The following is a 13,403-nucleotide window of genomic DNA, read 5'->3' on the forward strand; positions in this document are numbered from 1 at the left end:
CACGCCCGCGCCCGCCCCAGCCACGGACGGGTGGTCCGGGGCTTATCGGCCCGCCCCGCGTCTTGTCCACGGATCGGCGGTCCGGGGCTCACCCGGCCGTTCCGCGGGCGTGGCGGGTGCGCCCACTCTGGGGTGGTCATTCCCGCGACACATTGGAGGACCACGGTGCCACGCACCCCCGAGGAGACGTTCCGCCGGCTGCTGGACCTGCTGCTGGCCAAGGACATGGACGCCATCGCCGACCTGTTCGCGCAGGACGGCACCGCCGAGTTCCCGTTCGCCGAGGGCTCCTCGCCCACCCGGCTGACCGGGCGGGAGGCCGTCCGCGCCTACCTGGCCGGCTATCCGGAGCGCATGGACGTGCGCGCCATCCCGTCCGTCACCGTGCACCACACCCGCCGGCCGGACACCATCGTGGTGGAGTTCACCGCCGAGGGGCGCACGGTGCGCACCGGGGAGCCGTACCGGCTGGACTACGTCACGGTGATCGCCACCAGGGACGGCCTGATCACGCACTACCGGGACTACTGGAACCCGCTGGCCGCCGCCGCGGCCGGCGGCGGGCTGCCCGAGCTGCTCGGCGAGCTGCGCACGCAGGACGCGCGATGACCGGCGTGCTGGTCACCGGCGGCACCGGCAAGACCGGAAGCGTGCTGGCGGAGCTGCTGCGCGGCGGCGGGGTGCCGGTCCGGGTGGCCGGCCGCAAGCCGCCGGCCGGCGATCCCGGCGCGGTCCGGTTCGACTGGGACGACCCCGCCACCCACCCGGCCGCGCTGCGCGGGATGGACCGGGTCTACCTGGTGCCCCCACCGCTCACCGTGGACCCCATGCCCCAGGTCGGGCCGTTCCTGGACGAGGCGGAACGCCTCGGCGTGCGCCGGGTGGTGCTGCTCGGCTCCGCCGTCGTGCTGCCGGACGCGCCCGGCGCGCTGGAGCTGGCCGCGCGGGTGCGGGCCCGCCCCGGCTGGGTCGTCCTGCGCCCGTCCGGGTTCATGCAGAACTTCCTGAGCCCCCACCCCGTGGGCGACGGGATCCGGCGGCACGGCGAGATCCGCACCGCCGCCGGCGCGGGCCGGCTGGGCTGGATCGACGCCCGGGACATCGCCGCTGCCGCGGCCGCGCTCCTGGCCGGCCCGGACGGCCACCCCCATGACCGGCGTGACTACCTGCTCACCGGGCCGAAGGCGCTCAGTTACGGGGAGGCGGCGGCGATCATCACCGCCGAGACCGGCCGGCCGGTCCGGGTGGAGCCCATCGAGCCCGCCGAAGTGGCGGCCGGCCACCGGGCCGCCGGGCTGCCGGCCGCGCTCGCGGACGCCCTCGCCGCCGTGGACGCCGGCCTCGCCGCCGGGCTGCAGGACCAGGTCAGCACCGATGTCCTGGACCTGACCGGCCGCCCGCCCCGCAGCTTCGCCGCGTTCGTCCGCGACCACGCGACCGCGTGGACGCCCGGGGCGTGAGACGCGCTCATCCGGCCGAGCCGGGCGCGGACCGGGCCCGCGCCCCGGTCTCCCGCAGGCTCGGCGGTCTCAGTCGCACAGGGCGGTGTCGAGGGCCTTTTCCACGTTGGCGGCCGCCTTCATGGTGCGGGGCCCGCCGGTGACGGCGACGGCGGCCGCCCTGCCGTCCTTGGCCACGGCGTTGCGCGTGCTGTAGCCGGGGGCGTCGCCGCCGTGGGTCCAGGCGAAGCCGCCACAGCTCAGCCTGAACGTGGCCAGCCCCAGGCCGTAGCGCGAGCCGCCGACCGTGTCCATCTTCGGCGCGGCGACGGTCTTCTTCATCTCCGCGAGCTGCGCGGGTTCGAGCAGCCGGCCGTTCAGCAGCGCGACCAGGAAACGGTTGAGGTCGCCGGGGGTGCCGATCAGCTGCCCGGCGGCCCAGCCGGAGGACGGGTCGAAGGCGGTGACGTCGATCCACGGCCCGCCCGGGTCAGGGCGGCGCCGAGGGCGAGGGCGCTGAGCGCGAGCAGGGCGGTCGGGCGGAGCTTGATCATAAGGGTTCCTCATGGGCGGGGTCGGTCCTGACCCTCACAGCATGTCCCCGGGAAGATCGCCGCCTCGATCCCGCGGGCTGGAGTCTCTCGGTACAGCTGGCACTACCATCCGCCCCCGGATGCCCCCGAATTCGTCCTTTCGGTCATTCCGCGCGAGAACATCCGGCAAGATGATCAGCCATCGGGTCTCCCGGCCGATGGGAGACGGTTGCGAAAGGCTGGCTGCATGCGCGCGTCAACGACGACGGTCCTCCTCGCCACGGCGCTGTCCATCGGAGGGGTCATGGCCGCCCCCGCGTACGCGGCCGCCGCCGCCGTCACCCCGGAGCGGGTGTGCGGTTCCGGCTTCGCCCGGGTCCCCCAGAGCAAGCAGGCCGTGCAGACCCCGGGCAAGCGCGTCCTGGGCCACGTCTACCTGCTCTACAACCGCAGGACCGGCGCCGCCTGCGTGACCACGATCAAGACCTCGAACGTCGGCACCCCCACCTTCGTCATGGCCACGATCACGACGCAGACGCGGGGCCCCCGCTCCCGCGCGAGCGGCGAGAACGAGGGCCGGAGCGTCAAGCACTACCTGGGACCGGTGAAGACCTACGGCAAGGGCCGCTGCGTCAAGTACATGGGGACGATCCACGGCAAGGGACGCGGCGCCGAGGCCGCCAAGTCCGCCTGGAAGTCCTGGGGCGCCTGCGGCTGACCACCGCCGGGCGCTTCCGGGCGTCGGTCATGAGGGCTCCCTGTCGTGAGCGGCGGGTGAGAGGGCGAGGCCGAAGAGCCGTGTACCGGGCGGCGGCGCGCACCGAGTCGCCGCCCAGGTTGATCAGCATGCCGGCCACGGCGGCGAAGAGCACCGGCACCCAGACGACCACCGGCCGGGCCCGGCGCGTCCGCGCGCTGCGGCGGCCCCTGCACGGCCACGCCGAAGGCCAGCGGCGCGAGGCTGCGGCTTCCGCCCGCACCCGGCCAAGACCCGCACCGGCGACGCCGTCAACGGCTTCTTCGAGGCCCTGCGCACCCACCCGGAGCTGCGGTTCGTGCACGTACGGCACGAGGAGCACGCCGCACTGGCGGCGGTGGGCCACGCCAGGTTCACCGGCCGGCCCGCGGCCTGCGTGGCCACCCCGGGCCCGGGCGCGCTGCACCTGATGAACGGCCTGTACGACGGCAGGATCGACGGCGCGCCCGTGCTGGCCATCACCGGCATGACCTACCACGACCTGGTCGGCACGCACTTCCTCCAGGACATCGACAGCGCCCGGGTGCTGGAGCCGGCGTGCGTGTTCAGCGAGCGCGTGATGGGGCCGGCGCACGCGGTCGCGCTGACCGACCGGGCCGTGCGCGCCGCGTTCCACCGGCGCGATCCTCACCGGCGACGCCGGGACGGTCAGCTCCTGGGGGTCGCGGGTGATGCTCCAGGCCGCCGGAGTGGCGTCCGGCCGGGCCGGCGCCGGCTTCGAGGAGTCCGCCGCCCGGCGCGGGCGCGTAGGCTGGCGGGATGATCTACGTCAAGACGCCCCTCACCCGTGAGATCCGCGAAGCCGCGGCCCTGACCTGGGGTGTCACGGGAGAGGGGGAGAGGCTGCACGGCGGGGAGGAGTCAGCCGCCTACCGCCTCGGCGGGCACGTCGTCCGCGTGGGCCCGGCGGGGCGCCCCGCCGCCGAGTCGGAGTGGTGCCACGCGATCGCCCGGCACGCCGCCGCGAGCCTCCCCGAGGCGGTCGCCCCGCTGCCGACCCCCGAAGGAGCGACGGTCGTCGTCGTCGGCGGCCGCCCGATCTCCTGCTGGCCGTACGTCGAGGGCGCCTGGCCGGACTCCGCCGTTCCGGCCCAGCGCGACGCCGGCGCCCGGCTGCTCGCCGGGCTGCACCGGGCCCTGGCCGGCTTCCGCCCCGGCCCGCGCCCGGTGCCCGCCTTCCAGGAGACCGGCCTGTACGGCGATCCGCCCCGCGACGCCGCCGAGCTGGACGACCCCGACCTGGACCGCTGGCTGGCCGCCTTCCACGCCGCGCACCCCGCGCGCCACCCCCTGCACGGCGACTTCTACCCCGGCAACACCCTGGCCAGGGACGGCCGGATCGTGGCGGTGCTCGACTGGGACGAGGCCCTCGTCGGCGCCCCCGAGCTGGAGCTGGCCGCCGCCGCCCTGGAATGGGGCGACGAGCTGGCCGGGCCGAGCCAGGAGTTCCTGGCCGCGTACCACGAGGCGGGCGGCACGGCGGCGCGGCTGGACGAGGAGTCGCTCGCCCAGCTCGTCAGGCACAAGCTCCGCAGGGAGTACGCCTACTTCCACAAGGCCGTCCGCTCCGGGGTGACGCACGACGAGGAGGACCTCGATTACCATCGCGCCCGGGTGGAGCTGTTCCACCGGCTGCGCCCGTCCCGGTCCCGCGCGAGCGCGTAGCGCGCCCGGCGGCCGTCAGGAGAGCGGCCCAGGGGATGGGAATGGAGGCTGTCAGAGGTCGAGTATCAAGGCACGGTGGTCGGACACCTCGGGCGCGGTCGCGATCTCGAACCGCCGGACGGCGGCCGGGTCGGAGACGAGCAGGTAGCTGGCATGGCGTACGGGCCTGGGATAGCGGGAGGTCCTGGTGTCGGCGTCGCCCACCAGGTCGGTCAGGCCGAGCCCGGCCAGGACGCGGAACGTCTCGCTGCCCGGCAGCACGTTGAAGTCGCCGCACACCACCGTCAGGTCGCCGTCCTCGCGCACGCCTTTGACGAGGTCCGCGAGCCGGTCCGCCTGGGCGCGGCGCGCCGGGGTGTCGGCCTTGCCCCGCGAGTCCCGCAGGCCGTGGAGATTGACGACGGTGACGAACCGCCGCGCCCGGTGGTCGTAGGTCCGTACGGCCAGGGCGGCGCGGGGCCGCCCGTCCGCCGGCCATGCCTCCTGGTGCTCGGTGTAGCCGCCGTGGACGAACGCCGAGCGCAGGCCGGCGATCGGGTACGTCTCGGCGACGAAGGTGGCCAGCCCGAAGTCCTGCCGGCGCGTGCCGTGGCCGTGGTCCAGGACCGGCCCCGAGTCGCTCGCGGTGAACAGGCCGAGGTGGCGGGGGAGGCGGGCGCGGACGTCGGCCAGCAGGTCGGCCCGCTGCGGCAGTGACCGCTCGGCGTCGTCGAAGCGCGTCCACCCGCCGCCGCCCGGGGTGCGCGTCACCTCCTGCAGGCACAGCACGTCGGCGTCGCACTCGTCGAGCCAGGGGGCGAGCTCATCGAACATCGCGCCACCCCAGGCGTTGAGAGAGATGATCCGCACGGCTACGAGCCCTGAGCCCGGCCCGGGGCCGCCTCGCCGGGGGCGGCTTGGTCGAGGGCGGCTTGGCCGGGGGCGGCTTGGTCGAGGGCGGCGTCAGCGGCGGCGCCGGACAGGATGGCGTCGAGCAGCCCGGGATAGCGGGCGTCCAGATCCTCGCGCCGCAGGACGAGCAGATTCTCCCGGCCCGAGGGCTGTTGCCAGATGACGCCGCTGTCGCGCAGCACCCGCCAGTGATGGGTCATGGTCGACTTCGCGGTGATGCCCAGCGTGTTGAGGACGCTGGTGCAGTTGTGCTCGCCGCCCGCGTCGAGCACGCGTACGGCGGCCAGGCGCACGCCGTTCCCGAGCGCCGAGAGCACGTCTTCGACCCGGATCTGGTCGCGGTCTGGATGACGGAAGGCCATGGTCCCACTGTACTGCGAAGGTCGAACGATCGTCTCCCGATGTGGCATAGTTCGATCGTACGTGAATACTCGTACAGTCGTCCTGTGGGGGCGGGCCGCCGCATGCCCGCCACCCGTCTCCCTCCTCCGAAGGGCGTTTCCATGTCCGCACCATCCACGCTGCCCGCGCCGTCCGCGGCGGGGGCAGCGCCGCGACTCGGCTGGACCCTGGCGCTGCTCGCCCTGGCCCAGCTCATCTACGCGCTCGACCTCAACATCGTGTTCGTCGCGCTGCCGCAGATCGGCGCCGACCTGGGCTTCCCCGGCCAGACCCAGCAGCTCGTGGTCAGCGCCTACGTCGTCTTCGCCGGCGGCTTCCTGCTGTTCGGCGGCCGGGCGGCCGACCTGCTCGGCCGCCGCCGCGTCTTCGTGCTCGCCCTGACCCTGTACGCCGTCTCCTCGCTGGCCGGCGGCCTGGCCGACGGCCCCGTCCTGATCATCGTGGCCCGTGCCGTCCAGGGAATCGGCGGGGCGCTGCTGCTGCCTGCCACGCTGGCCCTGCTCAACAGCCTGTTTCCGCAAGGTCCGCAGCGCAACCGGGCGCTGGCGGTCTGGGGCGGCGCCGGGGCGAGCGGGCTGACCATCGGCGCGCTGCTCGGCGGCCTGCTCACGGAGAACTTCGGCTGGCCCGCCGTCTTCTACGTCAACGTCCCGCTGGCCGGGCTGGTCGCGCTGGCCGCGCTGGCCGTCATCCCGCGCGACCCGGCCCGGCGGGAGCGGCGCAGGTTCGACGTGCCGGGCGCGCTGAGCGTCACCGGCGGATCGACCCTGCTGGTCTTCGCCCTGGTCGAAGGGCCCGAGCTGGGCTGGGGCAGCCCGCTGGTGATCGGCGCCTTCGTGCTGGCCGCCGTCCTGCTGGTGATCTTCGCGCTGGTCGAGGCGCGCAGCGCCGACCCGCTCATGCCGTTCCGGCTCTTCCGCAACCGCCACCTGACCGTCGGCATGCTGGTCACCTTCGTCTACATGGCCACCTTCGGCGTCCTGCCCTACTTCCTCACCGTGCTGCTGCAGAGCGTGCACGGCTACAGCGCGCTGCAGAGCGGGCTGGCCTTCCTCGTCCCCTCGCTGGCCATCGCCGCCGGCACCCAGGCCGGTGAACGCCTGGCCACCCGCCTCGGCACCCGCGCCACCCTGCTCATCGGCTTCGCCGTCGGCGTGCCCGGCACCGCCGTGCTGGCGCTCGGCTTCGACGTCGGGGCCGGCTACGGCCTGCTGGTGCCCGGCCTCATCGTCTCGGGCCTGGGGCAGGGCGTCGTCTGGACCGCCATGTGGATCGCCGCCGCCACCGGCACAGCCGCCCACGAGCAGGGCGTCGCCAACGGCATCGCCTCCACCGCGCTCAACCTCGGCAACGCCATCGGCCTGGCCGTCTTCACCGTCATCGCCGACGTCGGCACCGCCGGCAAGACCGGCCAGGCGCTGCGCGCCGCCACGGCGGAAGGGGAGTTCCTCGTCGTCCTGCTCACCGCGGCCGCGATGATCGTCGGCCTGCTCGTCACGCTCGCCCTGCCGCGCCCCCGCCGGGAGCCCTCCGGCGCCACGCCGGCCGACACCTCCCCCGCTGTCACCGGCTGACCGGCCCGAGCCGATCGGCGGCAGGACCCGGCCCGGCCGGCTCCTGCCGCCGACGGCCACTGATCGGCCCGGCCCGGCGCCCCGACGCTGTCCCGTACGATGATCGACGCCACGTCTTCCGAGACGGCCGGCCGGCGAGCGGCGGATTCGGCACCGGCGAGGTCGTCGCGTTCCGGGCCTTCGCGCCGGCGCTCTGCGAGCACCTGACCCGGGAGCGGCTCACCCACGACTGGCTGTTCACCAAGCACCGCCGGCTGCTCTGGGAAGACCTCGACGACTGGTCCTGACCGGTGGGCGGGTGCCGGCCCGCCGCTACGGCAGGTCGAAGGGGGCGGGGGAGTGGCCTGCCCAGATCCGGCGGGAGGCGTCCTCGGGGTAGGGCACGGTCTCCGAGCCGGCGTCCAGGACCCGGGTGAGCCGCTCGCCGGGCCGGTGGGCGGGCCAGCCCGCGTCGCCGGTGGTGACGAAGCGGACCCATGCCTCCTGGAGCTCGCGGGAGAGCGCGACGGCCTCGGGAGTGGGCTCCTCGCCGATGAGCCGGGTGCCGACGGGGCTGTCCAGCGTGCCGAACGCCAGGGGCACGTCGAGGCTGTGGCAGGCGCCCAGGATGCCGCCGAGGGCCGGGGCGGCCCAGCACAGTTCGAACAGGTAGGAGGTGCCGCCGGCTGCGGCGTTCGCCTCGGCCAGCTTCTGTGACGGCATGCGGAAGAGGGCGTCGGAGTACACCGTCTCCACCAGCTCCTCCGGGCCCGCCTGCGGGAACGCGGCACGGTAGGCCCGCGCGCCGTCCGGCCGCGGGGCCAGCAGCTCCAGGGCCGCGTGGGCGTCCTCCTCGGTGAAGGTGCCGTACCGTCCGCTCATGACGCTGAAGTATCGGAATTCGTCCCGGGTGTGGCCGACGAGCAGTTCGGTCCCGCTCGCGCGCGCGCCGGTCAGCGCGGGCCAGGGCGTTTCCGGGAGGACCTCGCCGTCGACGACGGGGCACAGCGCGGTGCCGGCCTCCGTGAGACGTCCCCAGCTCTCCCGGTGCGCGTGGAGGCCGGCGTTGAAGGAGGTGAGCTCGGCGGCCAGGTGCCAGGGGTCGATGTCGCGCCAGGCGGCGGCGGTGGGAGCCCCCGCGCCGAGCCGCTCCGCGAACGCGGCGGTGACCTGCCGGGCCAGCGCGGGCGTGCTGTGCAGCCCCGGCACCGAGTGGGCGATGGCCCGCCGGAACAGGCCGCGCGCCGCCTTCATCGTCAGGAGGGCGGCGACCGACCCTGCCCCGGCGGACACCCCGGCCACGGTGACCTGGCCGGGGTCGCCTCCGAAGGCGGCGATGTTGCGCTGCACCCACTCCAGCGCCGCGATCTGGTCGAGGAATCCGCGGTTGGGCGGCACGTCGTCGAGGAACGCGAAACCCTCCGCGCCCACGCGGCAGTTGATGGTCACCACGACGAGTCCCGCCTCGGCCAGCGCCGCCGGGTCGAACATGGGGTCGCTCGACGCCGCCGCGAGGTAGCCGCCCACGGGGATCCACACCAGCACCGGCAGTCCCGCCGCGCCGGGATCCGGAGTGCCGACGTTGAGCGTCAGCCAGTCGGCGCCCTGCGGGGGCACGTCGATCGGCAGGGACAGCGGCACCACGGGGCCGAACTCCGCCGCCTGCCGCGTCCCCTCCCAGGGGAGCGGCGGGGCGGGCGCGGCGAAGCGCAGCGCTCCCACCGGCGGCTGCGCGTAGGGGATGCCGCGGAACACCGCGTGGCCGCGCCGCCGGCGCCCCTGCACCATCCCTTCCGTGGTGCGCACGCTCGGCCGTTCCGGCAGTCGTTCAGGCATGACACCGTCCCTTCCTGGAGTGGAGCCAAGGTTATAGGTCAGGTGTATTATGTCAACTGTATGGGAAAGGCTCCGAGAGACGGGGGAGAGGCCGGCGATGCCGAAACAGGTGGACCATCGCGGACGGCGCGAGGCGATCGCCCGCGCGCTGTGGCGGGTGGTCGAGCGGCGCGGCGTCACGCACCTGACGATGCGCGTGGTGGCGCAGGAGGCGGGCATCTCGCTCGGGCAGCTGCAGCACTACTTCGCCTCCCGGGCCGCCATGCTCTCCTTCGCCATGGACTTCGCGTCCGAGCAGACCGCGCTGCGCGTCGAGCGGGGGCTGGAGCGGCTCGGAGACCGCCCGCACCCGCGTGACGTGCTGCGGCTGACGCTCGCGGAAATGCTCCCGCTGCACGCCGACGCCCGCGCCACCAGCCGGATGAACGCCGCCTACGTCCTGGAGGCGCTGCACGACGAGGCCGTCCACGAGCAGGCGCGCCGCGGCCTCGTCCAGGGACGGGCCCTGGTCGAGCGGCTGCTCCGCCAGGCGATCGCCGACGGGCACCTCGCCGCCGACCGCGACCCGGCGGCCGAGACCGACCTGCTCCTCGCCCTCACCGGCTTCAGCCCCCTGATCGAGCTGAACGTGATCGCGCCCCGGGACGCGCTCGCCGCCATCGACCTGCACCTGGACAGGCTGTTCTCCGACGTGCGGCCCCAGGGCTGACGGCGCGGCCCCGGGCGCTCGGGGTCAGGAGACGTCCAGGGCGGCCTTTCACCGCCTCGCCGGCCTGCCGGCGCGGCTGCGCACCGACGCTGGTCCCCGAACCGGGCCCGCCGCGGGCGGAAGGGCGCTAGCGGGGGCGTGGCGTGGCTGCGCGGGGCGTGGTCTCGCCCTCACGCCGGGTGGCGTGGAGATAGCCGACGGCGGCGGCGAGCAGGAACAGCCCCCAGGCCAGGAAGACCGGGTAGGTCGCCGCGAAGCCCCAGCTCCCGTCGAGGATCCCGGCGCCGCCGCCGGGCGCGCAGGCGCGGGTGATGCCGAACGTCAGGCAGGTCGTCATCATCGCGCCGTACTGGCCGACCAGCAGGCCGACGGCCACCGCCGGCACGACGGCCAGGCCGCGCGGCACCCGCCGCCCCGCCGCGAACGGCACCCAGCGCGGGACGACCTGCCCCCACCGGCTGGCCAGCCCCAGCGTGAGCAGCCCGCCGAGCACCGGCCCGGCGACGAGCAGCCCCCAGAACACCGGCGAGCCGCCCAGCTCCGCCAGGCCCGCACGGGACTCGGCGGCGACGCCCAGCGGCACGCCCACCCCCCACAGCAGGTGCGGGAGCGAGAAGCCGAGCACCGGCACGCCGGCCGCGCCCCAGGCCGCCGACCTGGCCCAGAGCGCGGGACGCGCCGTCCCGTCCGCCCGGCGCCCGGGCGCACGGGCGGCGGTGCGCACGCCGTGGCGGTGGGTGGCCAGGGCGAGCAGCAGCCCCAGCGCGGCGAGGGGCAGCTGCCAGGCGAGCGCGGGATCGCCGAGCTTGCCGAACGCCAGCCGCATGACCAGGTTCCCCGGCGCCACCAGCACGAGCGCGGCCGAGGCCGCCCAGCCGGCGGCCAGCAGCGCCGGCCGCGTACGTGATCTCATGGCCGCCCACGGTAAGACCGGCCGCCCGCCTCCGGCGTCCCTCCCACGGGCCGGCCGGCTCCCCCGCGCGGGGGAGCTCACGGCCGCGCGTCCTCGGCCCCGTACGCGGCGCGCGCCCGGGACCGGGATGCTCACCAGCAGCGCGAGTCCGGGGGATCGCCTGAGTAGACGCCGTCCACGTCGATGATCACCGGGCCGGTGGCCGGGTCCTCGTTCGCCCGGCGGCCGGACTCGTCGGCCATGATCCAGGCGTGGACGGTGAAGTCGCCGAGTTCGCCGTCAGGGTCCTCGATCCTGGCCTGGCGGTAGTGGCGGAGCACCTCGTGGACGGGCAGGTCGGTGGAGATCGGGAAGCGGATGGTGTACCAGCAGTCGCCGGAGTCACCGCCACGCGTCTCGGCCTGCGGCTCGAAGGCGCCGAACATCGCCCCGTCCGGCAGCGGATACTAAGCAGGCGCGCGGCGGCGGCGCGGGGCGGTCAGGGCAGGGCGCGGGAGGCGCAGGGGAGGGGCAGGGAGTCGCGGCCGGCCTCGTTGACGAGGCGGGCGAGCTCGACGCGCGAGTTCACCCCTACCTTCCGGAACATCTTGCGCAGGTGGTAGTTGACCGTGTGCGCCGACAGCGAGACCCGGCCGGCGATCTGGTGGTTGGTCAGCCCCTGGCTCACCAGCAGCGCGATGAGGCACTCGGTCTCGCTGAAGCCGCGCCACAGGGGCCGTCCCTGCCGGAGCGGCGCCGGCTCCTGGCCCAGCTCCCGCAAGCGGCCGCGTACGCGCTCGCTGTCGCGTACCGCGCCGATCCGCTCGAACAGGCACAGGGCCGCCTGGTAACGCCGGGCGGCCTCGGCGAGGTCGGCGGCGGGCGGGGCGGCGAGCCGGGCCGCGAGGTCCTCCAGGGCACCGGCCCGGTCCCAGGGGTCGGGATGCTCGGCGGCCGCCCGGCGCAGCGCCGTCACGTCCTTCTCGCGCAGCGCCCTGGCGTGGCGCGCGGCGACGGCGAGGCGGTGGAGGTCCGGGTTGCGCCGGGCCAGCCCTTCCACGGCGGCGAGGGTCCGGCCGGTGAGCGCGTCGTCGCCCGCCGCGATGCCGAGCCGGGTGAGCCAGACGGCCGCGCCGGGCTCGTCGAGCAGCAGCGGCGCGTACGTGGCCGGGCCGGCGTGCGCGCCGGCGAAGAGCCGGGCCGCCTGCCGCGGGCCGTGGGACTCGGCGGCGACGCGCACCTGGATCCAGCCGGGATGCACCGGCCACAGGCAGGGCCGGCCGGCCGCGCGCAGCCGGTCCGGGACCTCCGCGTGCCGGCGGCTCCTGTCGAGGTCGCCGATCCGCAGCCGCGCCTCGGCCAGGACCGCGTGGCCGAGGGGGACGAGCAGGCCGGCGTCCATCTCGCGGGCGCTGCGCAGCGCCGCTTCGGCCAGCTCCACCGCCTGTTCCAGGTCGCCGGTGCGCAGCAGCAGCTCGGCCCGGGCGATGGCGGGGGCCGGGGCGTAGACGCTGGGCGCGCCGGGGCGGGACAGCTCGCCGGCGGCCCGCTCGATGTGGTCGCCGGCCTCGGCGTACCGGCCGCAGCTCATGAGGCGGCGGGCGTGGGCGAGCCGGACGAGCATCCGCCAGACCGGCGACGCGCCGGCGTCGGCGGCCGTGACGGCCTGCCGGGCCAGCCGCAGGGCCTGCCCGGCGTCACCGCGCCGCCACGCGCTCCCGGCCAGCGCGCACGCGGCCACCGCCGCCACCGCCCCCGCGGGCGCTTCCGCCACCGCCTTCGAAGCCGTCCCCGCCGCCTCTCCCGCAGCCGTCCGCGCCGCCTCTCCCGCAGCCGTCGTCGGAGGCGCTCCCGCGGCCGTCCCCGGAGCCCCCGGAGGAGCGCTCGGAGCCGGTTGCGGGGCGGCGCGTGCCGGGTCGTGCAGGGAGAGGGCGAAGGCCAGCGCGGCGCGCGCGTCGTCGTGCCCGTCCTGCCCGGGCGGCGCGGCCCGCGCGACGGTGATCGCCTCGGCGGTCCGGCCGCCCGCGACCAGCACGTGCACCAGCCGGGTACGCAGCTCCGCCGCGACGTCCCCCGGCAACGGCCGCCGCAGGCTCTCGCGCAGCAGCACCCCCGCCCCGGCCAGCCGCCCGCCGGCGAGGTGGGCGTCCGCCACGGTCACCAGGTGGGGCGCGAGGGCGGGCTCCGGCGCGTCCAGCTCCTCCAGGAGCCGATCCGCCAGCTTGACCGCGGCCTGGGCGGACACCGGCAGGATCTCGCGTACGGCGCGGGCGAGGGTGTCGGCGGCGGTGGGCTCGCGGTTCGCCTCGGTCTCCGCCGGGCCGGGCGGCGTGACCAGGAGCACCCAGACCTGGCGCCGCACCACGGCGGCGTCCGCCTGGCCCGTCTCGGCGCCGGCGGGCGGCGAGCGGTGCAGGACGTGCCCGCCCCGCCGCCCCGCCGTCCCCGCCGCCCCTGCCGTCCCCGCCGCCCCTGCCGTCCCCGCCGCCCCCGCCGGGCGCGGCGCCCCGGCGGGCTCGCCCTCCTGCGCCAGCAGGATCAGCGTCCAGCCGGGCCCCGCCTGCCGCAGGACCTTGAAGAACGGCCGCCAGCTTTGTTTTTCGATATTGTCAAAACCGATCGACATAGGTGCCGCCCCCTATCGGTTTTTCTCCCGTCGTGACAGCAATTCGTGCGACCGCCCGTCCCGGATGAGAGGAATCGGCCGGACCTCGCGAAAAGGCGGC

13 protein-coding genes and 1 pseudogene are annotated in these 13,403 nt (G+C 75.8%); 7 read left to right on the forward strand and 7 right to left on the reverse strand.

The window, feature by feature from the left end:
* The first annotated feature begins 165 nt into the window (after nt 1-165).
* Together IO39_RS34425 and IO39_RS34430 are read left to right on the forward strand one after the other, a co-directional pair.
* Nucleotides 166-609: a nuclear transport factor 2 family protein gene (locus IO39_RS34425; RefSeq protein WP_043632300.1), complete on the forward strand. Its 444-nt coding sequence runs from the start codon at nt 166-168 to the stop codon at nt 607-609.
* The gene (locus tag IO39_RS34430) at nt 606-1,460 is read left to right on the forward strand and encodes a Rossmann-fold NAD(P)-binding domain-containing protein (RefSeq protein WP_043632303.1); all 855 of its coding nucleotides are present in this window, start codon (nt 606-608) and stop codon (nt 1,458-1,460) included. The genes IO39_RS34425 and IO39_RS34430 overlap by 4 nt, the downstream gene beginning before the upstream one ends.
* Nucleotides 1,461-1,529: 69 nt before the next feature.
* Here IO39_RS34430 and IO39_RS34435 read toward each other — a convergent pair whose 3' ends face one another.
* The gene (locus IO39_RS34435) at nt 1,530-2,006 is read right to left on the reverse strand and encodes a serine hydrolase (protein WP_052423729.1); all 477 of its coding nucleotides are present in this window, start codon (nt 2,004-2,006) and stop codon (nt 1,530-1,532) included.
* A 213-nt stretch (nt 2,007-2,219) separates the two neighbouring features.
* Here IO39_RS34435 and IO39_RS51225 point away from each other — a divergent pair, with 213 nt between their 5' ends.
* From IO39_RS51225 to IO39_RS34450, 3 genes and pseudogenes are all read left to right on the forward strand, one after another.
* Complete coding sequence (locus IO39_RS51225) at nt 2,220-2,690, forward strand: hypothetical protein (RefSeq protein WP_052423730.1); 471 nt, start codon at nt 2,220-2,222, stop codon at nt 2,688-2,690.
* Nucleotides 2,691-2,979: 289 nt separating this feature from the next.
* Nucleotides 2,980-3,492: pseudogene (locus tag IO39_RS34445) on the forward strand (thiamine pyrophosphate-binding protein); the annotation flags it as partial.
* Entirely contained in the window at nt 3,489-4,394 is a 906-nt protein-coding gene (locus tag IO39_RS34450; RefSeq protein WP_043632309.1) for a phosphotransferase enzyme family protein, read from the forward strand. The pseudogene IO39_RS34445 and the gene IO39_RS34450, both read left to right, overlap by 4 nt.
* A gap of 51 nt (nt 4,395-4,445) precedes the next feature.
* Here the strand turns inward: IO39_RS34450 and IO39_RS34455 are convergent, their stop codons facing one another.
* Both IO39_RS34455 and IO39_RS34460 read right to left on the reverse strand, forming a co-directional pair.
* Nucleotides 4,446-5,243, reverse strand: coding sequence for an endonuclease/exonuclease/phosphatase family protein (locus tag IO39_RS34455; protein ID WP_043632314.1), 798 nt, complete (start codon nt 5,241-5,243; stop codon nt 4,446-4,448).
* A gap of 2 nt (nt 5,244-5,245) precedes the next feature.
* On the reverse strand, nt 5,246-5,647 hold the full coding sequence (locus IO39_RS34460) for an ArsR/SmtB family transcription factor (protein WP_052423731.1): 402 nt from the start codon (nt 5,645-5,647) through the stop codon (nt 5,246-5,248).
* Between the two features lie 141 nt (nt 5,648-5,788).
* On the opposite strand from IO39_RS34460, the gene IO39_RS34465 reads away from it, so the two are divergent.
* A complete protein-coding gene (locus IO39_RS34465) occupies nt 5,789-7,261 on the forward strand; it encodes an MFS transporter (RefSeq protein ID WP_211267265.1) in 1,473 nt (490 codons plus the stop codon).
* A gap of 312 nt (nt 7,262-7,573) precedes the next feature.
* Here IO39_RS34465 and IO39_RS34470 read toward each other — a convergent pair whose 3' ends face one another.
* Nucleotides 7,574-9,076, reverse strand: coding sequence for a carboxylesterase/lipase family protein (locus IO39_RS34470; protein ID WP_211267266.1), 1,503 nt, complete (start codon nt 9,074-9,076; stop codon nt 7,574-7,576).
* Nucleotides 9,077-9,173: 97 nt separating this feature from the next.
* Here IO39_RS34470 and IO39_RS34475 point away from each other — a divergent pair, with 97 nt between their 5' ends.
* Nucleotides 9,174-9,785, forward strand: a complete 612-nt coding sequence (locus tag IO39_RS34475; protein ID WP_043632318.1) for a TetR/AcrR family transcriptional regulator — start codon at nt 9,174-9,176, stop codon at nt 9,783-9,785.
* Nucleotides 9,786-9,912: 127 nt separating this feature from the next.
* Here IO39_RS34475 and IO39_RS34480 read toward each other — a convergent pair whose 3' ends face one another.
* From IO39_RS34480 to IO39_RS34490, 3 genes are all read right to left on the reverse strand, one after another.
* Nucleotides 9,913-10,698 carry a hypothetical protein gene (locus IO39_RS34480; protein WP_052423732.1) on the reverse strand — a complete coding sequence of 262 codons (786 nt, stop codon included), beginning with the start codon at nt 10,696-10,698 and terminating at the stop codon, nt 9,913-9,915.
* Nucleotides 10,699-10,829: 131 nt separating this feature from the next.
* Nucleotides 10,830-11,123 (reverse strand): hypothetical protein, encoded by a 294-nt coding sequence (locus IO39_RS34485; protein ID WP_043632323.1) that lies wholly within the window; start codon nt 11,121-11,123, stop codon nt 10,830-10,832.
* Nucleotides 11,124-11,176: 53 nt separating this feature from the next.
* Nucleotides 11,177-13,303 (reverse strand): LuxR family transcriptional regulator, encoded by a 2,127-nt coding sequence (locus tag IO39_RS34490; protein WP_043632327.1) that lies wholly within the window; start codon nt 13,301-13,303, stop codon nt 11,177-11,179.
* Nucleotides 13,304-13,403 lie beyond the last annotated feature (100 nt).

This window comes from Nonomuraea candida, from assembly GCF_000725485.1.
Lineage (GTDB): Bacteria > Actinomycetota > Actinomycetes > Streptosporangiales > Streptosporangiaceae > Nonomuraea > Nonomuraea candida.

What these genes read in the sequence shown, in the direction of transcription:
- IO39_RS34430 (WP_043632303.1), top strand. Translation starts at nt 606, where the DNA reads ATGACCGGCGTGCTGGTCACCGGCGGCACCGGCAAGACCGGAAGCGTG.
- IO39_RS34435 (WP_052423729.1), bottom strand. Translation starts at nt 2,006, where the DNA reads ATGAGGAACCCTTATGATCAAGCTCCGCCCGACCGCCCTGCTCGCGCT.
- IO39_RS51225 (WP_052423730.1), top strand. Translation starts at nt 2,220, where the DNA reads ATGCGCGCGTCAACGACGACGGTCCTCCTCGCCACGGCGCTGTCCATC.
- IO39_RS34450 (WP_043632309.1), top strand. Translation starts at nt 3,489, where the DNA reads ATGATCTACGTCAAGACGCCCCTCACCCGTGAGATCCGCGAAGCCGCG.
- IO39_RS34460 (WP_052423731.1), bottom strand. Translation starts at nt 5,647, where the DNA reads ATGGCCTTCCGTCATCCAGACCGCGACCAGATCCGGGTCGAAGACGTG.
- IO39_RS34465 (WP_211267265.1), top strand. Translation starts at nt 5,789, where the DNA reads ATGTCCGCACCATCCACGCTGCCCGCGCCGTCCGCGGCGGGGGCAGCG.
- IO39_RS34470 (WP_211267266.1), bottom strand. Translation starts at nt 9,076, where the DNA reads ATGCCTGAACGACTGCCGGAACGGCCGAGCGTGCGCACCACGGAAGGG.
- IO39_RS34475 (WP_043632318.1), top strand. Translation starts at nt 9,174, where the DNA reads ATGCCGAAACAGGTGGACCATCGCGGACGGCGCGAGGCGATCGCCCGC.
- IO39_RS34480 (WP_052423732.1), bottom strand. Translation starts at nt 10,698, where the DNA reads ATGAGATCACGTACGCGGCCGGCGCTGCTGGCCGCCGGCTGGGCGGCC.
- IO39_RS34485 (WP_043632323.1), bottom strand. Translation starts at nt 11,123, where the DNA reads ATGTTCGGCGCCTTCGAGCCGCAGGCCGAGACGCGTGGCGGTGACTCC.
- IO39_RS34490 (WP_043632327.1), bottom strand. Translation starts at nt 13,303, where the DNA reads ATGTCGATCGGTTTTGACAATATCGAAAAACAAAGCTGGCGGCCGTTC.